General features: G+C 64.7%; 18 protein-coding genes, 1 tRNA gene and 3 pseudogenes. 12 read left to right on the plus strand and 10 right to left on the minus strand.

Annotation, left to right across the window (positions count from 1 at the left end):
• The 7 genes and pseudogenes from AAG689_RS23140 to AAG689_RS23170 all read left to right on the plus strand — a co-directional run.
• Nucleotides 1–516 (plus strand): annotated as a pseudogene (locus tag AAG689_RS23140) (NAD(P)-binding protein); the annotation flags it as partial.
• 23 nt (nt 517–539) lie between these two features.
• Nucleotides 540–1,595 carry an FAD-dependent oxidoreductase gene (locus AAG689_RS23145; RefSeq protein ID WP_406623963.1) on the plus strand — a complete coding sequence of 352 codons (1,056 nt, stop codon included), beginning with the start codon at nt 540–542 and terminating at the stop codon, nt 1,593–1,595.
• Nucleotides 1,596–1,597: 2 nt separating this feature from the next.
• Entirely contained in the window at nt 1,598–2,740 is a 1,143-nt protein-coding gene (locus AAG689_RS23150) for a hypothetical protein (protein ID WP_406623964.1), read from the plus strand.
• A 13-nt stretch (nt 2,741–2,753) separates the two neighbouring features.
• Nucleotides 2,754–3,095 carry a hypothetical protein gene (locus tag AAG689_RS23155; RefSeq protein ID WP_406623965.1) on the plus strand — a complete coding sequence of 114 codons (342 nt, stop codon included), beginning with the start codon at nt 2,754–2,756 and terminating at the stop codon, nt 3,093–3,095.
• A gap of 34 nt (nt 3,096–3,129) precedes the next feature.
• Nucleotides 3,130–3,519 carry a GtrA family protein gene (locus AAG689_RS23160; RefSeq protein ID WP_406623966.1) on the plus strand — a complete coding sequence of 130 codons (390 nt, stop codon included), beginning with the start codon at nt 3,130–3,132 and terminating at the stop codon, nt 3,517–3,519.
• Nucleotides 3,500–4,489: a glycosyltransferase gene (locus AAG689_RS23165; RefSeq protein ID WP_406623967.1), complete on the plus strand. Its 990-nt coding sequence runs from the start codon at nt 3,500–3,502 to the stop codon at nt 4,487–4,489. Before AAG689_RS23160 ends, AAG689_RS23165 begins: the two co-directional genes overlap by 20 nt.
• 128 nt (nt 4,490–4,617) lie before the next feature.
• A complete protein-coding gene (locus AAG689_RS23170) occupies nt 4,618–5,973 on the plus strand; it encodes an IS5 family transposase (protein WP_406626394.1) in 1,356 nt (451 codons plus the stop codon).
• A gap of 26 nt (nt 5,974–5,999) precedes the next feature.
• Here AAG689_RS23170 and AAG689_RS23175 read toward each other — a convergent pair whose 3' ends face one another.
• Nucleotides 6,000–6,407, minus strand: coding sequence for a hypothetical protein (locus tag AAG689_RS23175; RefSeq protein ID WP_406623968.1), 408 nt, complete (start codon nt 6,405–6,407; stop codon nt 6,000–6,002).
• A gap of 54 nt (nt 6,408–6,461) precedes the next feature.
• Between AAG689_RS23175 and AAG689_RS23180 the strand changes: the two genes are divergently transcribed.
• Nucleotides 6,462–6,538: transfer RNA gene (locus tag AAG689_RS23180), tRNA-Arg, on the plus strand.
• A gap of 20 nt (nt 6,539–6,558) precedes the next feature.
• Here the strand turns inward: AAG689_RS23180 and moaC are convergent.
• Nucleotides 6,559–7,044 (minus strand): cyclic pyranopterin monophosphate synthase MoaC, encoded by a 486-nt coding sequence (gene moaC, locus AAG689_RS23185; RefSeq protein ID WP_406623969.1) that lies wholly within the window; start codon nt 7,042–7,044, stop codon nt 6,559–6,561.
• A gap of 118 nt (nt 7,045–7,162) precedes the next feature.
• Between moaC and AAG689_RS23190 the strand changes: the two are divergent.
• Nucleotides 7,163–8,664, plus strand: a pseudogene (locus AAG689_RS23190) (M48 family metalloprotease).
• Here the strand turns inward: AAG689_RS23190 and AAG689_RS23195 are convergent.
• From AAG689_RS23195 to AAG689_RS23205, 3 genes are read right to left on the minus strand one after another with little or no spacing between them, the layout of a single operon-like run.
• On the minus strand, nt 8,632–8,988 hold the full coding sequence (locus AAG689_RS23195) for a phage holin family protein (protein ID WP_034690888.1): 357 nt from the start codon (nt 8,986–8,988) through the stop codon (nt 8,632–8,634). The pseudogene AAG689_RS23190 and the gene AAG689_RS23195 sit on opposite strands and share 33 nt — an antisense overlap.
• Before the next feature lie 37 nt (nt 8,989–9,025).
• The gene (locus tag AAG689_RS23200) at nt 9,026–9,511 is read right to left on the minus strand and encodes a hypothetical protein (RefSeq protein ID WP_034690886.1); all 486 of its coding nucleotides are present in this window, start codon (nt 9,509–9,511) and stop codon (nt 9,026–9,028) included.
• Between the two features lie 29 nt (nt 9,512–9,540).
• Nucleotides 9,541–10,305 carry a TerC family protein gene (locus tag AAG689_RS23205; protein ID WP_020228800.1) on the minus strand — a complete coding sequence of 255 codons (765 nt, stop codon included), beginning with the start codon at nt 10,303–10,305 and terminating at the stop codon, nt 9,541–9,543.
• A gap of 417 nt (nt 10,306–10,722) precedes the next feature.
• Here AAG689_RS23205 and AAG689_RS23210 point away from each other — a divergent pair, with 417 nt between their 5' ends.
• Entirely contained in the window at nt 10,723–11,136 is a 414-nt protein-coding gene (locus AAG689_RS23210) for a DUF3717 domain-containing protein (protein WP_406623970.1), read from the plus strand.
• A 44-nt stretch (nt 11,137–11,180) separates the two neighbouring features.
• Complete coding sequence (locus tag AAG689_RS23215; RefSeq protein ID WP_034690882.1) at nt 11,181–11,486, plus strand: putative signal transducing protein; 306 nt, start codon at nt 11,181–11,183, stop codon at nt 11,484–11,486.
• A gap of 12 nt (nt 11,487–11,498) precedes the next feature.
• On the opposite strand, the gene AAG689_RS23220 is transcribed toward AAG689_RS23215, so the two are convergent.
• Together AAG689_RS23220 and purB are read right to left on the minus strand one after the other, a co-directional pair.
• Nucleotides 11,499–12,059 carry a YaeQ family protein gene (locus AAG689_RS23220; RefSeq protein WP_406623971.1) on the minus strand — a complete coding sequence of 187 codons (561 nt, stop codon included), beginning with the start codon at nt 12,057–12,059 and terminating at the stop codon, nt 11,499–11,501.
• 102 nt (nt 12,060–12,161) lie between these two features.
• Nucleotides 12,162–13,541, minus strand: coding sequence for an adenylosuccinate lyase (purB, locus tag AAG689_RS23225; RefSeq protein ID WP_406623972.1), 1,380 nt, complete (start codon nt 13,539–13,541; stop codon nt 12,162–12,164).
• 95 nt (nt 13,542–13,636) lie between these two features.
• Here purB and AAG689_RS23230 point away from each other — a divergent pair, with 95 nt between their 5' ends.
• Nucleotides 13,637–14,254, plus strand: coding sequence for a glutathione S-transferase family protein (locus AAG689_RS23230; protein ID WP_406623973.1), 618 nt, complete (start codon nt 13,637–13,639; stop codon nt 14,252–14,254).
• Between the two features lie 275 nt (nt 14,255–14,529).
• Here the strand turns inward: AAG689_RS23230 and AAG689_RS23235 are convergent, their stop codons facing one another.
• From AAG689_RS23235 to AAG689_RS23245, 3 genes and pseudogenes are all read right to left on the minus strand, one after another.
• Nucleotides 14,530–15,096, minus strand: coding sequence for a glutathione peroxidase (locus AAG689_RS23235; RefSeq protein WP_406623974.1), 567 nt, complete (start codon nt 15,094–15,096; stop codon nt 14,530–14,532).
• A 116-nt stretch (nt 15,097–15,212) separates the two neighbouring features.
• Nucleotides 15,213–16,414, minus strand: a pseudogene (locus tag AAG689_RS23240) (HD-GYP domain-containing protein).
• 9 nt (nt 16,415–16,423) lie between these two features.
• Nucleotides 16,424–19,492, minus strand: a complete 3,069-nt coding sequence (locus AAG689_RS23245) for an efflux RND transporter permease subunit (RefSeq protein WP_406623975.1) — start codon at nt 19,490–19,492, stop codon at nt 16,424–16,426.
• Between the last annotated feature and the right edge of the window lie 8 nt (nt 19,493–19,500).

Below are 19,500 nucleotides of genomic sequence, written 5' to 3' on the forward strand. Positions count from 1 at the left end.
ATGTCAGATCAAAAGAAACCGATTGTTGTCATTGTGGGTGCAGGCCCCGCAGGCCTGACGGCTGCTTTGGAGCTGGCACGTGACGGCCGTATGAAACCATTGGTCATTGAGGCGTCAGAAAGTGTGGGGGGGATTTCTCGTACCATCGTCTATAAGGGTAACCGAATGGATATTGGGGGGCATCGTTTTTTTTCTAAAAGCGATTGGGTAATGAATTGGTGGCAGGAAATTCTTCCGGTTCAGTCGAATTCTCCAGATGTAAAGATCTCCTACCAGGGAAAGAGCCGGATGGTCAGGCCCGATGACGGCGGGCAGGAGAAGGCCGAAGGCAAGGTCATGCTGGTGCGAGATCGGCTGTCCCGCATTTATTTCTTGAGAAAATATTTTGATTACCCTATCAAGCTGAATTTGACGACCATGGCCAATCTTGGGCCGGTGCGCTTGGTGCGCATTGGTTTGAGTTATCTGTGGTCAATGGTTTTTCCGCGCAAGAAAGAAAAGACCCTGGAGGACTTCTTTATTAATCGCTTCGGGGGGAGTTGTACCGTACTTTTTTCAAAGACTATACGGAAAAAGTATGGGGAACCGCATGCCATCAAATCAGCGCTGAATGGGGCGCGCAGCGCATCAAGGGGCTTTCAATCACCGAGGCAGTACGGCACGCTTGGCGTACCGTGTGGAAGAAAGATGCCGCGGCCACGAAAACCAGCCTGATCGAGCGTTTTCTTTATCCCCGCCTTGGCCCTGGCCAATTGTGGGAGGCGGTCGCGGTGCAAATGCAGGCCAGGGGGGGCGAACTGTGCTTCGGGGTTCGTGTATCGGGGCTGCGCCATGAAAACGGGCGTGTCTGCACACTCATCACCGAAAACGCCGATGGCGAAAAAAATGAGATCACGGCAGATTATGTTATTTCCACTATGCCGATCAAGGACCTGGTGGCGGGCATGCAGCCGCCCGCGCCGATGTCGGTCGCCGCCATTGCATCGGAACTGCCTTATCGCGATTTCATTACCGTCGGCCTGCTGCTGCGGCGCATGCGTGCCAATGCCCAGGCTCGTACCGCGTCTTCGTCCAATATGCCTGCCGACAACTGGATTTATATTCAGGAGCGCGATGTGCGCATCGGCCGTCTTCAGGTCTTCAACAACTGGAGCCCTGATTTGGTTGATGACAAGAGCAAGGTGTGGCTCGGCCTTGAGTACTTCTGTCAGGAAGGCGATCAGTTATGGAGCATGAGTGATGCGGAGATGATTGCTTTTGCCTCGGAAGAGCTTGAAAAAATAGACATGATTGACAAGGCGGATGTTCTCGATGCCACCGTGGTCAGGGTTCCGAAGACGTATCCGGCATATTTCGGGGCCTATAAGGATTTCCCAAGGGTGAGGGAGTGGCTGGATGGATTTGACAACCTTTTCTTGGTGGGGCGCAATGGTATGCACCGCTACAACAACCAAGACCATTCGATGCTGACTGCCAAGCTTGCCGTCGAGTCCATTCTTTCCGGCAAGACCGACAAGAGTGCCATATGGGAAATCAACGTTGATGATGAATACCATGAGGAGCGCTCTGGCAACCCGCGGGAAAATATGGCCTGATCGTGCCTGATTGTCAAGAAAATAGCAGAAATATCATTCGGGGTCATGGCCTGGAATGGATTGACCGTATCACCATCGGCTATCTTGCGTTTCCGATTTTTTTGTTCTTCCTTTGGCTTGAGCCGCTCTATGCGGTGGGTGCATTTTTGCTCATGGTGTATGGGGTTTTTTATACCCTGCAAGGCCCCGCAACGGGTCTTGGTATTTCAAGAAGATGGCTCATGGGTTTGGGCCTCTTTGCTTGTGTATGGGTCGCGCTGTCAGGTATAGGCCACTTTGTATACGCCAATACAGATTGGATCATACGTGATGCCGTTCTGCATGATCTATCGGTTCTGGCGTGGCCGCCCACCTATGCAGACAGTGCCGGCATTTTCATTCTTCGGGCACCCGTGGCCTATTTTCTGCCTGCCGCTGCTGTCGGTTATGCGTTCGGAACCAGCGCGGCAGACATGGCGCTTTACCTCTGGACCGCGTTGGGATGGCTGCTTGTGCTGGTGTCCGCATGCAAATTATTCGATACGCCGCGGCAGTACGTCCTCTGTGCGCTCATTCTCACTTTTTTTGGCGGAATGGATGTTCTGGGCTATCTCTGGAGGTATGGAGAGCCGACGTTGGGTGAGCATATAGAGGGGTGGGGGAGAGGCATCCAGTATTCGTCGAACACCACACTTCTTTTCTGGGTGCCAAACCATGCCTTGCCATCCTGGCTGGTCACTGCCTTTATCATCAGACATTGGCGCCATACAACGTTAGCGCGCACGGCGCCGCTGCTGCTGACCGTCGTTCCTCTGTGGTCGCCACTTGCCGCGATTGGCTTGCTGCCTTTTTTCCTGTTGGGACTGGCATGGCGCAGGGATTCCCGTCTGCTGTTTTCACTGCGCACCTGTCTTCCGTTCGCCCCCCTTGCATTGGTGATGGCCCAGTATTTGGGTATGGATGCATCCTCCGTTCCGCATGGCTGGCAAATGGAGGTGTTTCCCTTCATGTTTTTTGATGTTTTCGCTTTGTGGTATGCGCTGTTTTGCATGCTCGAATTTGGTTTCTTGGTGCTCCTTCTGCTGGGTATCTTGCGCATCAGTTGGCCTCTGGGCATTGCTGTGTGTGTGCTGTTTTTTCTGCCTTTTTTATCATTACGGCCCTAATAATGATCTGGCCATGCGTTCATCTATTCCGTCGCTGATGGTGTTGTCTCTGGCGTCCGTGAAGGCACTTCTGCAGTCGTCGCATGCGTTCATGCGCGCGGCATTGGCGTGCGTGCTTATCATTGGCGCACTGGGTGCTTTGCAGGAGCCTGCACGTGCGCTGCTGGAGCCCCGCTGGCAAGCCAGAAACCAATACCTGCCAGAAGCGATCCGGGCGGAAAATCCACGCGCCAAAAATATTTTCGCCCCACATTATTTTGCCCGTGTCAGTTCCCATGGCGTTCAGGCCCTGTTGCGGAAATCAACGCCTATGAATGCATCCAGATTGGCGGAGCGCAAAGGGCTGGCATTCTGAGGTGCAAAAAGTGGGATGGGTACCAAGGAAAAACATGCGACTGCCTCCCGGAATACAGGCGGACCGTGCCAGGCTCTTCAAGTTCCTGCTGGTCGGTGCGGTGAACACGGCCTTTGGCTACAGTGTGTTCTTGATCGCATTGTGGTCGGGAATGCACTATGCCCTGGCGGCTGGCTTGGCGACGGTGCTTGGTATTTTTTTCAACTTCATAGCCACCGGGTGCATAGTTTTTGGAGGCAGGGAGCTTCGTCGGCTTCCTAGGTTTGTTATGGTTTACGCACTCGTATACGCGGTCAATATTCTCGGGTTGAAAATATTTCTTTTTTTCGGTGTTCACGCATGGGTGGGCGGTTTGTTTTTGATTCTTCCCTGCGCTGTTCTGTCCTACATATTGAACAGGAATTATGTCTTTCGACAAGCCTAAAGTGATCAGCATTGTCACACCCTTGTTCAACGAGGAGGATAATGTAGAGGAACTGTGCCACCGTGTCCGGACGCTGATGCAGGTGCTTCCCTACGATTATGAGCATATTTGCATAGACAACTGCTCACAAGACCGCACGCCGGCACTGCTGCGCGCTCTGGCCGCCAACGACCCGCGACTCAAGGTTATATTCAATGCCCGTAATTTCGGTCATATCCGCTCACCGTATCACGCCTTGCTGCAGGCCAGCGGGGATTGTGCGGTCGTTATCGCAGGCGACTTGCAAGATCCACCGGAGCTGATAGTCGATTTCATAAAAAAATGGGAAGAGGGCTTCAAGATAGTGATGGCCGTCAAGCCGACGAGTGATGAGCCGGCGTTGATGATGCTGGTGCGCAAAGTTTATTATAATTTCATCAACAAGATTTCCGAGATTCCACTTGTCAAGAATGCGACGGGTGCTGGCTTGTATGATCGCAGGGTACTCAATGTGCTGCGTCGTATCAACGACCCTTATCCTTATGCACGGGGCCTCGTATGTGAAATTGGCTACCCGATTGCCACCGTCTCCTTCGCACAGCCACGACGTGCACGAGGCGTGAGCAGTCAGGGTTTCTATAGCTTATATGATCTTGCAATGCTGGGTGTTACTAAGCATTCTCGCATACCACTGCGTATGATGACAATGCTTGGTTTTTTTCTCTCTTGCATTAGTTTTTTGGTGGCAATTGGTTATTTTTTTGCAAAACTGCTGTTTTGGGATAGCTTTACCTTCGGTATGGCCCCTGTTCTGATCGGAATTTTTTTCCTCGGTGCCATTCAGTTGTTCTTCATGGGCCTGCTCGGAGAATACATTGGTGCGATTCAAATACAGGTTCGCAATATGCCGCTGGTGGTGGAGGCGGAGCGGATTAATTTTGCTTCCCCATCGGTTGAGCGGCAGTCTGCGGATGCTTTTGGAAACCCCTAAAAGGTCCGCCTTGGAACAACTCGCAAGCTGTTGATCCGATGCGTAGTTCTGCGGGTTGATGGGCGAAGGATTTGCAAGGTATGGTTTTGCCAGTACCTGTTTTCTTGCAAATTGTTCCGGGGAGTCCGATGGGTCCGAAGCCTTCGCAGCCACAGACAGCCGAACTGTTCCGTCGCCGGCTGGACGAGCAGATCAATATGAAGCCCCCGCTGGTGCGCCTGGCCGGGTTGATCGACTGGGACGAGATCGAGCGCACGTTCGCGGTCTCATTCACTTCGGGCCGTGGCCGGCCCGCCTTGCCACCGCGCCTGGTGGCCGGGCTGCTGTACCTGCAGCACACCTTCGATGCCTCCGACGAAGCCGTGGTGAACACCTGGGTGGAGAACCCGTACTGGCAGTTCTTCTGCGGCGAGACCTATCTGCAGACCGAACTGCCTATCGACCCGTCCAGCCTGACGCGCTGGAGAAAGCGCGTTGGAGAGGAAGGCGTGGAGACGCTGCTGGCGGCCAGCATCGATGCCGCCCGGCGTGGTGGTGTTGTCAAGCTCTCCAGCGTGCAGCAAGTCATCGTGGACACCACCGTCATGCCCAAGGCCATTGCCCATCCCACTGACAGCCGGCTGCTGGACAAGAGTCGCCAGCATCTGGTGAAGGTGGCTGAGGAACACGGCCTGCGGTTGCGCCAGAACTACAACCACGTGGCGCCACGCCTGGCTGCGCAGATCGGGCGGTATGCGCACGCCAAGCAGTTCAAGCGGATGCACAAGGCTGTGCGCACGCTGCGCACTCGTGTCGGCCGCGTGCATCGTGAAGTCGCCCGTCAAGTGCATGGACTACCCGAAGCGGCCAAGGCCCGGGTCCATGACCTGCTGCAGCGCACCGGCCGCATCCTGACCCAAAGGACGAAGGATAAGCACAAGCTGTACGCCCTGCATGCGCCCGAGGTGGAATGCTTCTCCAAAAGCAAGGCCAGGACACCGTACGAGTTCGGCGTGAAGGTCAGCACCGCCACCACGTTGAAGGAAGGTCTGGTGGTGGACATGCGATCCATGCCCGGCAACCCCTACGACGGCCACACTCTGGCCGAGACGCTGGAGCAAGTGGGCATCCTCACCGGCACAGACAGGCTGCCGGCCACGGCCATCGTGGACAAGGGCTATCGGGGCGTGGAGATCGAAGGCGTGCGCATCCTGCGCTCGGGTCAGAAGCGAGGCATCACGAGGACGCTCAAAGCGATGATCAAACGAAGAAGCGCCATCGAACCAGCGATTGGGCACATGAAGATGGACGGACGGCTGGGGCGCAACCCGCTCAAGGGGGCGCTGGGCGATGCGCTGCACGCGGTGATGTGCGGCGCCGGGCACAACCTGCGCTTGATCCTGGCCGCACTGCGGCTTCTATGCGCCCGCTTCGGATTGTCGATGCAGGCGGTCATCGCAGCACTGCTCTTCGCGCCCGGTCGCCGCGAGCCCGCCTGCGGCTGAGAACGGAATTGTTCAGGGCGGACTGGTTATGGCCGATACGGCGCGGATGATGTGTTCCAGTTCAGCGCGCCGCATGCTTGTGCTCCTCGGCCCATTGGCGCAAGAAGGCGAACCGCTCCTTGTGCGTCAATACGCCCGCGAAGGGGATGCTTGGCGCAAGGCTTGTCCTTGCTCGGTGGTTTGGGTGGCGGCATCAAGGCATGCCTCCAGTCCTTGCCGCGCCAATTTCTGCCAGTGTTCCACGTAGGGCTGCGCACGTCTGCGCAGCCTTGCCAGTGGTTCAGGGTGGCCGTGACCTGCTCGAACAAATGCGGTTGTTGGCGCAGCTTGCCAGCGATGAGCTGGTGTAATTGCAGGCTGTGTTCGTCGAGGGCTTGATGGGTTCTCATGGCGAAGGGGGACGGGTTCGGCAAAATATGGATGTCATCGGGCAATGCGGATATAGGGTGGATCGGACCACCTAGCTTTCCCCGTATGATCCGCCCTCACTGCCCGTAGCTCAACCGGATAGAGCAATTGCCTTCTAAGCAATAGGTCGGGGGTTCGAGTCCCTCCGGGCAGGCCACCCACACTCCGTGGCCCGCATCAGGCCACAAAGCTCCCCGACTTGCCCCCGTGCTTCTCCAGCATCTGCACGCCGGTCATCACCATGCGCTTGTCCGCCGCCTTGCACATGTCGTAGATGGTGAGCAGCGCTACCTGCACGGCGGTCAGCGCTTCCATTTCCACGCCCGTGGGCCCTAAGGTTTCCACGGTGGCGGTGCATTGCACGGCGTTTTCCGCATGCAGCAACTCGAAATCCACCGCCACACGGGTCAGGGCCAGGGGGTGGCACAGAGGAATCAGCTCACTCGTTTTCTTCGCGGCCATGATGCCGGCGATGCGTGCCACACCCAGCACGTCGCCCTTCTTCGCAGTGCCCGATGCCACCAGCTCCAGCGTGGCAGGTTGCATGGTGATGCGGCCGGTGGCGATAGCGACCCGATGGGTGGCAAGCTTGGTTCCTACGTCCACCATGTGGGCCTGGCCTTGGGCGTCGAAATGGGTGAGAGGGGAAGCGGGTGTGGGCATGGCGGGTTACAAACGGGCGCGAACATTCATCGGGCCGGGGCATCATACGGCGATGTGCCGCAGGACTGGACAGAGGAGTTTCGTGCAAAGTTTCAAGCCAAAAAGGCCTTTAGGGCATATGGGGCGCGCGCTGGCAGCTTCTTTTTTCGTAGCAATGGGGGCTGTCCAGACACCTTGCGCCCTGGCGCAGACCGCGTTGCCCACGCTGGGTGACGGCGCGGAAATCACGACCAGCGCCGAGCGCAAGCTGGGCGACAGCATCATCCGCGAGCTGTACCGCGACCCTGACTACATCGACGATGCGGTTCTCAACGAATATGTGCAGGGCCTGTTCCGCTCCCTGGTGCAGGCCGCCAAGGCGCGTGGCGAGCTGTCGCCCGAGCTGGAGGAGCGTTTCGCGTGGGACATCCTGCTGGGGCGCGACCGTACGGTGAATGCCTTTGCCTTGCCGGGGGGGTATTTTGGCGTGCACTTGGGCTTGATCGCCGTGGTGGGCACGCGCGATGAGCTTGCCTCGGTGCTGGCGCACGAGTTGAGTCACGTTACGCAGCGGCATATTGCGCGGCTGATTGCGCAGCAGGGCCGGCAGACGCCGCTGATGCTGGGCGCGATGATCCTGGGCGCGCTGGCGGCCAGCCGCAGCCCGGACGCGGCGCAGGCGCTGATGGTGGGCGGGCAGGCGCTGGCGGTGCAGAACCAGCTCAATTTCTCGCGCGACATGGAGCGCGAGGCCGATCGCGTGGGCTATGGCCTGATGGCACCCGCGGGCTTCGCGCCGCAGGGCTTCGTGAGCATGTTCGACAAGCTGCAGCAGGCCAACCGTATCAACGACAACGGCAGCTGGCCCTATTTGCGCAGCCACCCGCTGACCACGCAGCGCATTGCCGACATGCACAGCCGCGTCGGGTCCGATGCGGCCAAGCCCGCGCCCGCCACGCTGGAGCACGTGATGATGTCCGCCCGCGCCCGCGTGCTGATGCGCCCTGGCGTAGATGCGTGGCGCCAATGGGTGGCCGAGCCGCAGGATGCAGGCTTCGCCGCGCGGCCCGTGGCGCAGCGCGTGGCGGCCCGGTATGCGGCCGCGCTGAGCGCGCTACAGCTCCAGGACATGGACGCGGCACGCAAGGCGCTGCGCGGCCTGCAGGCCGATGTGCAGGGCGATGCGGCGGGAGCGCGCCAGGCGCGGCTGCTGGGGGCCGAGGTGGAACTGGCCGCCGGCCAGCCCCAGGCGGCGCTGGCCTATCTGGACGAAGCGGACGCGCAGGCCGCGGCGCGTCCGGAGATGCTGCTGCGCACCCAGGCCCTGCTGCGCACCGGCCGCGCGGCCGAGATGACGGGCACGCTGCAGACCTGGGTGGCCACGCACCCGCGCGATGCGGGCGCATGGCAGGCACTGTCGCAGGCGTGGCAGCAGCAGAACCAGCCGCTGCGCGCGGTGCGCGCCGATGCCGAGGCGCAAGTGGCGCGCTACGACTATGCTGCGGCGGTGGACCGCTTCAAGGCGGGGCAGGACATGGCGCGGCGCGGGGGGCGGGGTTCGACTACATCGAGGCGTCGATCATCGACACGCGGCTGCGTGCCGTGCAGTCACTTCTGAAGGAACAGGCCGCCGAGCGCTGATTCGATGAGCAGGCCCAGCGCCGAGTAGATCAGCGAGCCGATCAGCGCCGCCGTGAACCCCTGGACCTGGAAGCCGTCGCCCAGCACCGAGGCGGCGCCCCAGAACATGAGGGCGTTGATGACGAAGAGGAACAGCCCGATGGTGACGATGGTGACCGGCAGCGTGAGGATCACGAGCACCGGGCGCAGCACCGCGTTGAACAGGCCAATGACGAATGCGGCCAGCAGGGCGGAGCCGAAGCTCCGCACTTCCACGCCGCTGTAGATGTAGGCCACGCAGAGCAGGGCGGCTGCGCTCAGCAGCCATTTGAGCAGTAGTCGCATGGGGCCCAGCATAGCACCGGACCCGCGGGCGACGCTGTCAGTCCGTGGCCAGCATGAACAGCAGGCCCAGGCTGGTGAGTGAGCCCGGCACCGACCAGCGGCGCGGCGGCTTGCGGGTGACGACGGTGGTGCTGGCCGGCTGAGGTGTGGCCACCGGAGCGGGCGCCTGCGCCTCTTGCTCCACCTTGGGCCGGCGGGCATCCACCACCGGGATGCCGGCGCCATGCTCGGCCTGCAACTGGACGAGCAGTTCAGGCAGCGGGCCTTTGGCCAGCACGGTGCTCACGGGGCCGCCAGCGGCTTCCACCCAGGGCTGTACCTGCGCGAAGAGCTTGTCGGCCCACTTGGCGCGCCAGTTTTCCCGCGCGCTGTGGCTCACCCACTTGCTGATGCGGTGCGTCATGCGCGGGGCGCAGGCCACCAGCACCCAGTGGGTCGTGGCGGCTTGCGCACCCGTGACCAGCGGCGCGAGGACCTGCCGCGCGTGGGCAGCGTCGTCGATGTACACGATGGCTTTGTGCATGGCGGCCCCTTGCTCTGCCGTGCCGCTCTTCAACCGTGCTGCGCCGGCTCGGCCGGCGCGCGGCGCGCCATGATGGCCTTGCCGATTGCCAGCACCAGCAGGGCGCCGGCGATGTGTGCGGACCAGTACAGGGTGCGCGAGATCACGGCCAGGCCCTGCTCGTCCACGCTGCCCAGCTTGGGCATCCACTGCCACTTGTCGGGGTTCACGAACACGGGGTCGGTCACCAGCATGCCGCCCGCGATCCAGCCCAGCAGCATGCCGCCGGCCACGATGATGAAGGGGAAGCGTTCCATGAGCTTGATGACCAGCTGCGAGCCCCAGACGATGATGGGAATGGAGATCAGCAGGCCCAGCACCACCAGCAGGGTGGAGTGCTCGCCCGAGCTCTGCGCGGCACCGGCGATGGCGATCACGTTGTCCACGGACATGACCAGGTCGGCCACGATGATGGTCTTGATGGCGGCCAGCAGCTTGTCGCTCTCGGCCACGTTGCCGTGCCCGTCTTCGTCGGGTGCCAGCAGCTTCACGCCGATCCATACCAGCAGGATGGCGCCCACCACCTTCAGGAAGGGCAGGTTCAGCAGCGTCATCGCGAAGATGATGAGGACGACGCGCAGGATGATGGCGCCGGCCGTGCCCCAGATGATGCCCTTGGTGCGCTGGGCCGCTGGCAGCTTGCGGCAGGCCAGTGCGATCACGACCGCGTTGTCGCCGCCCAGCAGGATGTCGATGATGATGATCTGCCCCAGGGCGATCCAGAACGGCGCGTGGGTGAGAAAGTCCAAATCCATGTTGTGAATACCTTGTTGGTCGAATGCCGGTTCGGGGGAACCGGTTGCGTTCAATTACCGGGCACTCTGGAAGGGGGGCGCGCCTGCCTGCTTGCAGGGGAAGGGGGACGCCTTGAGCCGACCATGGGTTGCCAGTGGCTCAAAGGTCTTGCTCGGCGGCGGCGGTGACCGCGCCTGGCAGGCCGGAAGCGCATGGCTTCGTCTTGACGACCTGACATCCGTCGGCATGCGGCCCTGCTTGCGAAGGCGCCTGCCCACGGGGAGCTACTCCCCCTTGAAGGCCGCGATTTGAACACAGTTCCTGATCCATGGCAAAGCGTGTTTTCCGCGATGCGGATTCGCAAAAACACGCATAACCGTGGCTGCGCAAGGGGCGGCGGAGGGCGCACTATCATGCCCCCTCCTTTTCTCCCGCACATGACCGCCGCCATCCACATCACCGACATTGAGGCCGCCATCAACCACTGGCGCGCCCGTGCGCCGTCGCCCGACGGCGTGGCGCTGGCGCCCGGGCTGGCGGCGCTGGCCGAGGTGTATGGGCGCATGGTGTTCGCGCGCGTGCACGAGATCGCGCCGCAGGACATGCCGGCCCCGGCCATGGCGGCTTGGCTGGACTGGTACGCCACCACGCCCGACACGCCCTGCATCGCCATCTGCTCCACGAGCCAGGGCGACGAATGGTGCAAGGGCTGCGGGCGCAGCTTCGCCGAGGTGCAGCACTGGCTGTCCATGGGCCCGGCGGACAAGCGCGCCGTGTGGCGGCGCATCACGCGCGAGGGCACGGCGCTGCGCTTCACGCGCTATGCCGAGCGGGCGGCCGAAGGGATCTGACGGGCCGGCTTTACGCCCTGCGCTTCGCGGCTATCGTGGGCCGCATGCTGCGCTTGACCCAGGCACCCAACATCGCCATCGCCACGCTGTGGAGTGACCTGCTGTGCGAGGCTGGCATGCCCGCGTCGGTGCAGCGCCAGCACCTGGGCGCGGCGGCCGGGCATTTGCCGCCGGGCGAGTGCCTGCCCGAGATCTGGCTGACCCATGCGGAGCATGCCGAGCGCGCCCGCGAACTGCTGCGCGACCTGGAGCGCCTGCCCCAGCGCCAGTGGCTGTGCCCCGGCTGCGGCGAGCGCGTCGAGGGCGGTTTCGAGCAGTGCTGGAACTGCGGCGCGCTGATGCCGCGCTGAAAAAGCCCGGCGCTATTTCCAGCGCAGCGGCTCCACGTGCACGCTGCCGCGCTCGCTGCCGAGCGTGAGCGCGCCTTCCTGCACCGTGGCCTGCAGCTGCATGCTGCGCTCGGCCAGCTGGACGAGCTGCTGCGCCGATTCGCTCGGCAGGCGCCAGACCTGCAGGCGGTCCTGGCGCGTCAGCTTGTTCTCGATGCCCTTCCACCAGACCTCGGCCGCGTGGTGGAAGGCGTAGACCAGCACCGCGTCCGCCTTGCTGGCGGCCTTGGCCAGGGGCTTGTCCTCGGGCTGGCCGACCTCGATCCACAGGCGCTTGCGGCCGGTGAAGTCGGTCAGCGAGATGTCCGGGTCGTCCGGGTCGGACAGGCCCGCGCCGAAGGCGAGCTGGCCGTCGCCCTGGCACAGCGCCTGCAGCTGCCAGGCGTTGAGCGCCAGCGCCGCCAGGCGCACCATCATGCGTTCGTCCGTCTCGCTGGGGTGGCGCGCCAGGGTGAGCTGGTGGTCGGCGTAGTAGCCGTGGTCGATGTCGGCGATCTGCAGGTTCGCCTTGAAGATGGTGGATTTGAGGGCCATGGATGCTTCAAAAACAAGAGCTGCCTGTGCTTGCTATCGCTCGCTTTGGCAGCTCTTTGTATTGCAAATGCCCGGCAGGAAAGCGCAGGCAGCTATGGTTTTTTACACCCGGCGGGCCAGCTCGGCGGCCTTGCCGGTGTAGCTGCCAGGGGTCATCGCCAGCAGGCGGTCCTTGTCGGCCTGCGGGATCTCCAGGCCTTTGACGAGCGCGTGCAGCGCCTCGGCCGTCACCGTCTGGCCGCGCGTGACTTCCTTGAGCTTCTCGTAGGCGCCGGCCACGCCGTAGCGGCGCATGACGGTCTGGATGGGCTCGGCCAGCACTTCCCAGCTCGTGTCCAGGTCGCTGGCCAGCGCCTGCTGGTTGAGTTCGAGCTTGTTCAGGCCCGTCATCAGCGAGGTATAGGCCAGCGTCGCGTAGCCCAGCGCCACGCCGATGTTGCGCAGCACGGTGCTGTCCGTCAGGTCGCGCTGCCAGCGGCTCACGGGCAGCTTGTCCGACAGGTGGCGCAGCAGCGCGTTGGCCAAGCCCAGGTTGCCTTCGGCGTTCTCGAAGTCGATGGGGTTGACCTTGTGCGGCATGGTGGACGAGCCGATCTCGCCCGCCTTGAGCTTTTGCTTGAAGTAGCCCAGGCTCACATAGCCCCACACGTCGCGCGACAGGTCCACCAGGATGGTATTGGCGCGGGCCACGGCGTCGAACAGCTCGGCCATGTAGTCGTGCGGCTCGATCTGGATGCTGTAGGGCTGGAAGGTGAGGCCCAGGCCCTGCGGTTCGGGCGTCTCGACCACCTTGCGGCTGAAGGCCTCCCAGTCGAACTCGGGCCAGGCCGACAGGTGGGCGTTGTAGTTGCCCACCGCGCCATTCATCTTGCCGAGGATCTTCACCGCGGCTATTGCAGCAACGGCGCCCTGCAGGCGCACCACCACGTTGGCCAGCTCCTTTCCCACGGTGGTGGGACTGGCCGTCTGGCCGTGGGTGCGGCTGAGCATGGGCACGTCGGCGAACTGGTGGGCCATTTCGCGCAGCTTGAGCACGATGCGGTCCAGCCCCGGCAGGATCACTTGGTCGCGGCCCGAGCGCAGTTGCAGCGCGTGGCTGGTGTTGTTGATGTCTTCGCTGGTGCAGGCGAAGTGCACGAACTCGGCGGCCTTTTCCAGCTCGGGGCGGGCCTCGAACTTGGACTTGATCCAGTATTCCACCGCCTTCACGTCGTGGTTGGTGGTCTTCTCTATCTCCTTGATGGCGGCCGAATCGGCCTCGGAGAAGTGCCGCACCAAGCCCAGCAGGTAGGCGCGCGCGCCCGTGGACAGCGGTGGAAACTCCGCGAAGCCCGCATCCGACAGCGCGATGAACCACGCCACCTCCACCTGCACGCGGCGGTGCATGTAGCCGTGCTCGCTCATGATGGGGCGCAGGGCGGACAGTTTGGCGGCGTAGCGGCCGTCGAGGGGGGACAGGGCGGTGATGGTGGACAGGCTCATGGGCGCCGATTGTAGGTGCGCGCCCCCGGCGCGAGGTCTGGCTAGAATCGGCCGCCCCCCACCACACAAGCCGCCCGCGCGGCGCGACCCCAGCCATGAAACTCATCGGATCTCCCACGAGCCCCTATGTGCGCAAGGTGCGCGTGGTGCTGGCCGAAAAGAAACTGGATTACCGCTTCCAGACGGAAGACGTATGGTCCGAGGAGACGGCCATCAACGCCTCCAACCCCCTGGGCAAGGTGCCCTGCCTGGTGATGGAAGGCGGCGAGGCGGTGTTCGACTCGCGCGTGATCGTCGAATACCTCGACACCCTCTCGCCCGTGGGCCGGCTCATCCCCGCCCAGGGCCGCGAGCGCGCCGAGGTCAAGACCTGGGAAGCGCTGGCCGACGGCGTGCTGGACGCCGCCATCCTTGCACGGCTGGAAGCCACCTGGCCCCACCGCAAGGACGGCGAGCGCAGCCAGGCCTGGATCGATAGGCAGATGGGCAAGGTGCGCGCGGGCCTGCAGGCCATGGCCCAGGGGCTGGGCGACAAGCCGTACTGCAGCGGCGTGCACCTGAGCCTGTCGGACATCGTCGTGGGCTGCACGCTGGCGTGGCTGGAATTCCGTTTCCCGCAGCTGGCGTGGCGCACCGACCACCCCCACCTGGGCCGCCTGCTCGACAAGCTCATGCAGCGTCCCAGCTTCGCGGACACCCAGCCGCCGCACTGACGGCCCCATGAAAAAAGCGCGCCTTCCGCCGGGGAAGGCGCGCTTTTTTGCGCATATAAAAAAGTTGCGAAGCGCCCTGAAACGAAGTAAGAGAGGGAGGGAGGAGAAGCGCCTCAGGATTGCATCCGGAACAGGTCCGGAAGGCTTCGCAACATGAAAAACAGTGTCTTGCAGTGCCGCGCGAACATTCTCGCCGACGGGTACCTCCTAGAGTGGGGCTGCTTGGCGAAAGTTCCAGCCCTTTTTCTCAAAAAATGTGAAAAACCGGACGGCGCTCAACGCGGCGCCGCCAGCTGCCGCTCGATGGCCTGCACCAGCGCCCCGTTGTCCGGCGCAACGGAGCTGCCGTAGCTGCCCACCACCCGGCCGGAGCGGCTCACCAGGTACTTGTGGAAGTTCCAGCGCGGCGTCTGCCCGTCGGACGCCGCGGCCAGCGCGCGGTACAGCGGCGCCGCCTGCGCGCCGCGCACGTGGCCCTTGGTGAACATGGGAAAGCGCACGCCGAAGGTGTTGGCGCAGAACTCGGCGATCTCGGCGTTGCTGCCCGTTTCCTGCGCGAAGTCGTTCGACGGAAAGCCCAGCACCACCAGCCCCCGGTCGCGGTAGCGCGCGTGCAGCGCCTCCAGGCCCTCGTACTGCCCGGTGAAGCCGCAGTAGCTCGCGGTGTTGACCACCAGCAGCACCTTGCCGGCGTACTGGCACAGCGACTGCGGCGCCTCGTCCTGCAGCCGCAGGACGGTGTGGTCCAGCAGCGCGGGGCAGGCGGCGTCCGGGGCGGCCCGCGCGAGCGGCGAGGCCCCCAGCAGCGCGCAGCAGATCAAGGGCAGATAGAGGCGGCGCATGGCAGTGTGTGGAGCAACGGTGGAAGGTCATTGGAGCGCAGCGGGCGCCCGGCTGCATGGTATGCCCGGGAAGCACCCGCGTGCGCAAGGGTTTCAGATGGTTGCGACCATCACGTTCAGACAAGGGCCAGCAGGCGCGGCAGCTGCACCTGCACCCGCACCTCGTGCCGCGCTACCGGGGCGGACACCTTCCAGCCGGGCTGCGCCGTGTCGCGCGGGATCATCTCGCCGGTGGGCAGGCCGTCGCGGTTGAGCACCACGGCCACGCGCGGCGTGGTGGCGCTGGCGCCGCGCCGCAGCACCACGCCCACCTCCTGGCTGGCCAGCCGCACGAAGGTGCCCGGCGGGTACACGCCCAGCGTCTTGACCAGCGCCGCGCCGGCCTCGTCCACCTGGCGCTCCTCGTCGTAGTAGCTGGCCTGCATGGCCGCCGTCACCGCCATGGGGGGCGCGTGGCGCGCGGGGCGATGCGCGCGCCGAACACGTCGGCGCGCTGGATGAGCCGGGCCATCTGCTGGCCTTCGCTGCGCGCGGCCAGGGGGCCGGGCGTGCGGCGGTGGTGGTGCCGCACGGCCTCCAGCCACGCCGGGTCGGCCACGCCGAGCTGGCGCAGCTGCGCCTCGGAAAGCTCGGCATGGCCCTGGATGGACTGCACCTGCGCGGCGGTCAGCGGCTGGGTCTGCTGGGCGAGCTGGTCCTGCAGCGCGGTCATGGCGACATTCATCGACAGCGCCGCCTGCCCCAGCCGGTCCACCCGCTCCTGCGGCCAGCGCAGCGTCTCGTGCGCCACCACCATGCAGACGCAGGCCACCAGCAGGGCGTGCGTGGCGCTGTAGAGGCGGGTCTCCTGCGCGGACAGGTAGACCAGCGCGAGCAGCGTCGCGTCGGGCGTCTGCTGGCAGTGGCGCGCCAGCGCCTCGCGCAGCGCCTGCAGCCGCCGCGGGAAATCGGCCGCGGAGGGCGCGCGCAGCAGCTGCGTGGCGTGCAGCTGCAGTTCGGCCCAGTCAGGAACCCCGCTCTGCGCGGTGCCCTGCGGGCCCTGCGCGGCGGCGGTGATCTTCATGGAGGCGATCTGCCCCAGCGGGTTCTCCGACAGCAGCATCTGCTGCAGCTGGGCCAGGTAGGCGCGGTGGCTGTCGCCGGACTCGTCCGTGTCCACGCACAGCTGCAGGCCCCGGGCCAGCAGCACGTCCAGCTCCGCGCGGTTGCGGATCACGTAGCCCTTGTGGGCCAGCAGCGCGCCATCGGCCCCGCGCAGCGCGAACGGCAGCGGATGGCCGAGATGGATGGAATCGATGTTCAGCGCGACGAGGTGCATGGCGGCCCATTATCCGGCGCCGTCCGCGCGCCGCAGCACGCGTCGGCGCAGCCAGCGCTCGAAATCGTCCACGTAGGTGAACACGGCCGGCACCACCAGCAGACTGAGCACGGTGGAGGTGATGAGCCCGCCGATCACCGCCACGGCCATGGGCGAGCGGAAGCTCATGTCCGCGCCGCCCAGCGCCAGCGCGATGGGCATCATGCCCGCGCCCATGGCCAGCGTGGTCATGATGATGGGGCGTGCGCGCTTGTGGCAGGCGTCCAGCAGGGCGTCGATGCGGCTCATGCCATGGTCGCGCCGCGCCACGATGGCGTATTCCACGAGCAGGATGGAGTTCTTGGTGGCGATGCCCATGAGCATGATGAGCCCGATCAGCGAGGGCATCGAGAAGCTCTTGCCCGCCAGCAGCAGCGCGACGAACGCGCCGCCCAGCGACAGCGGCAGCGCGGCCAGGATGGTGACCGGCTGCAGGAAGTCCTTGAACAGCAGCACCAGCACGATGTAGATGCACACCACGCCGGTGAGCATGGCCAGGCCGAAGCTGGCGAACAGCTCGCCCATCATCTCGGCGTCACCCACGTCGATCAGGCGCACGCTGGCGGGCAGGCCGCGCACGGCGGGCAGCTGGCGCACGGCCTCCGTCACCTCGCCCAGGCCGCGGCTGCCCAGCTCGATCTCGAAGTTCACGTTGCGCGAGCGGTCGTAGCGGCTGATGACGGCCGGCCCGCCCGCCACCGCGAGCTGCGCCACTTCGCCCAGCCGCACCGGCCCGTGCGCGCCGGGCACGGCCAGGCGCTCCAGCACCGACAGGTCTTCGCGCGCCGCGTCATCCAGGCGCACGACGATGGGCACCTGCCGCTGCGCCAGGTTGAGCTTGGGCAGGTACTGCTCGTAGTCGCCCACGGTCGCCACGCGCAGCGTCTCGGCGATTGCTTGCGAAGTCACGCCCAGATCGGCGGCGCGCGCGAAGTCGGGGCGCACGGCGATCTCCGGGCGCACCAGGCTGGCGGTGGAGCCGATGCCACCGATGCCGGGGATGGTGCGCAGGTCGCGCTCCACCGCGCGCGCCGCGTCGGCCAGGGCCTGCGGGTCTTCGCTGGCCAGCGCCAGGATGTACTTGTCGTTCGACCCGCCCAGGCCCACCTTCACGCGCACGCCGGGCACGTCCTGCATGGCCGCGCGCAGGCGCTGCTCGATCTCCTGCTTGAGCGGGCGCTCGTGGCGCGGCGCCATGCGCAGCGTGAGCGTGGCCTTGCGCGGGTCCGCCGCTCCGCTGCCGGCGAACGGATCGGCGCCGGCCGAGCCGCCGCCGATGGTGGTGTAGATGCTCTCCACGTGGCCCACGGCCATGGCGCGCCCGGTGGCCAGGGCCACGGCGGCGCGCGTGTCGGCCAGCTTGCTGCCGGGCGGCAGCTCCAGCGTCACCTGGGTCTGCGCGTTGTCGTCGGCCGGAATGAAGCCCGAGGGCAGCAGCGGGATCAGCGCCAGCGACCCCACGAAGAACAGCAGCGCGCCGATGAGCGTGAGCACCCGGTGCCGCAGGCACCAGTGCGATGCGCGCATGTAGGCAGCGAGCCAGCGCGGCTCCTTCTCCGCCGCCACGATGGGCTTCATGATGTAGGCGGCCATCATCGGCGTGAGCAGCCGCGCCACGACCAGCGAGGCGAACACCGCCAGCGCCGCCGTCCAGCCGAACTGCTTGAAGAAGCGCCCGGCGATGCCGCTCATGAACGCCGTGGGCAGGAACACCGCGATCAGCGTGAAGGTGGTGGCGATCACGGCCAGGCCGATCTCGTCGGCCGCCTCCATGGCCGCCTGGTAGGGCGTCTTGCCCATGCGCAGGTGGCGCACGATGTTCTCCACCTCCACGATGGCGTCGTCCACCAGGATGCCCACCACCAGCGACAGCGCCAGCAGCGTGATGATGTTGATCGAGAAGCCCAGCAGGTGCATGCCGATGAACGCCGGGATCACCGACAGCGGCAGCGCCACGGCCGAGACGATTGTGGCGCGCCAGTCGCGCAGGAACAGCCACACCACCACCACCGCGAGGATGGCGCCCTCGTAGAGCAGCTTCATGGAGCTGTCGTACTCGTCCTGCGCGATGTCCACGAAGTCCACCGTGCGCGTGAGCTTCAGGTGCGGCTGCTCGGCCTGCAGCGCGTCCAGCGCCTTCTGCACGCCCGCACCCACCTCCACCTCGCTCGCGCCGCGGCTGCGCGAGACCTCGAAGCCGATCACCGGCTGGTCGTTCAGCAGCGCGGCGGTGCGCGGTTCGGCCACCGTGTCGGTCACCGTCGCCACCTGGTCCAGGCGGATGCGGCGCCCGCCGGAGATGGGGATCTCCAGCGCCGCGATCTCCTGCGCCGTCTGCACCGTGGCCAGCGTGCGCAGGGGCTGCTCGGCGCCGCCCAGCTCGGCGCGCCCGCCCGCGTTCTCCACCTGCACCTGGCGCAGCTGGCGCGACACCTCAGCCGCCGTGGCGCCCAGGGCCTGCAGGCGCAGCGGGTCCAGCGCCACGCGCACCTCACGCGTGACGCCGCCCACGCGCGCGACCGCGCCCACGCCGGGCACGGCCAGCAGGCGGCGCGTGAGCGTGTCGTCCACGAACCACGACAGCTCCTGGTTGTCCAGCTTGCTCGACGCGATGGCGAACGCCAGGATGGGCTGGCTGGACAGCTCCAGCTTGGTGACGATGGGGTCGCGCAGGTCGGCCGGCATGTCGGCGCGCACGCGCGAGACGGCCGAGCGCACGTCGTCCACCGCCTCCTGCACGGGCTTTTCGAGCTGGTACTCGGCGGCGATGGTGGCCGTGCCGTCCACCAGCGTGGTGGTGATGTGCTTGAGGCCCTGCGTGGTGGCGATGGCGTTCTCAATCTTGCGCGCTACGTCCGATTCGAGCTGTCCCGGCGCCGCGCCCGGCAGCGCGGCGGTGACCATGACCACGGGCAGGTCCATGTCGGGAAAGTTCTGCACCTTCATGGCGCGGAACGACAGCAGGCCGGCCAGCGTCAGCAGCACGAACAGCATCGCCGCCGGAATGGGGTTCCTGATCGACCAGGCGGACAGGTTCATGGCCGATG

Origin of the sequence: Acidovorax sp. SDU_ACID1 (assembly GCF_045291395.1) — a bacterium.
Lineage (GTDB): Bacteria > Pseudomonadota > Gammaproteobacteria > Burkholderiales > Burkholderiaceae_C > MR-S7.

What these genes read in the sequence shown, in the direction of transcription:
- AAG689_RS23200 (WP_034690886.1), bottom strand. Translation starts at nt 9,511, where the DNA reads ATGCACAAAGCCATCGTGTACATCGACGACGCTGCCCACGCGCGGCAG.
- AAG689_RS23165 (WP_406623967.1), top strand. Translation starts at nt 3,500, where the DNA reads ATGTCTTTCGACAAGCCTAAAGTGATCAGCATTGTCACACCCTTGTTC.
- AAG689_RS23215 (WP_034690882.1), top strand. Translation starts at nt 11,181, where the DNA reads ATGCTGCGCTTGACCCAGGCACCCAACATCGCCATCGCCACGCTGTGG.
- AAG689_RS23195 (WP_034690888.1), bottom strand. Translation starts at nt 8,988, where the DNA reads ATGCGACTACTGCTCAAATGGCTGCTGAGCGCAGCCGCCCTGCTCTGC.
- AAG689_RS23205 (WP_020228800.1), bottom strand. Translation starts at nt 10,305, where the DNA reads ATGGATTTGGACTTTCTCACCCACGCGCCGTTCTGGATCGCCCTGGGG.
- AAG689_RS23220 (WP_406623971.1), bottom strand. Translation starts at nt 12,059, where the DNA reads ATGGCCCTCAAATCCACCATCTTCAAGGCGAACCTGCAGATCGCCGAC.
- purB (WP_406623972.1), bottom strand. Translation starts at nt 13,541, where the DNA reads ATGAGCCTGTCCACCATCACCGCCCTGTCCCCCCTCGACGGCCGCTAC.
- AAG689_RS23210 (WP_406623970.1), top strand. Translation starts at nt 10,723, where the DNA reads ATGACCGCCGCCATCCACATCACCGACATTGAGGCCGCCATCAACCAC.
- AAG689_RS23160 (WP_406623966.1), top strand. Translation starts at nt 3,130, where the DNA reads ATGCGACTGCCTCCCGGAATACAGGCGGACCGTGCCAGGCTCTTCAAG.
- AAG689_RS23155 (WP_406623965.1), top strand. Translation starts at nt 2,754, where the DNA reads ATGCGTTCATCTATTCCGTCGCTGATGGTGTTGTCTCTGGCGTCCGTG.
- AAG689_RS23170 (WP_406626394.1), top strand. Translation starts at nt 4,618, where the DNA reads ATGGGTCCGAAGCCTTCGCAGCCACAGACAGCCGAACTGTTCCGTCGC.
- AAG689_RS23245 (WP_406623975.1), bottom strand. Translation starts at nt 19,492, where the DNA reads ATGAACCTGTCCGCCTGGTCGATCAGGAACCCCATTCCGGCGGCGATG.
- AAG689_RS23235 (WP_406623974.1), bottom strand. Translation starts at nt 15,096, where the DNA reads ATGCGCCGCCTCTATCTGCCCTTGATCTGCTGCGCGCTGCTGGGGGCC.
- moaC (WP_406623969.1), bottom strand. Translation starts at nt 7,044, where the DNA reads ATGCCCACACCCGCTTCCCCTCTCACCCATTTCGACGCCCAAGGCCAG.
- AAG689_RS23230 (WP_406623973.1), top strand. Translation starts at nt 13,637, where the DNA reads ATGAAACTCATCGGATCTCCCACGAGCCCCTATGTGCGCAAGGTGCGC.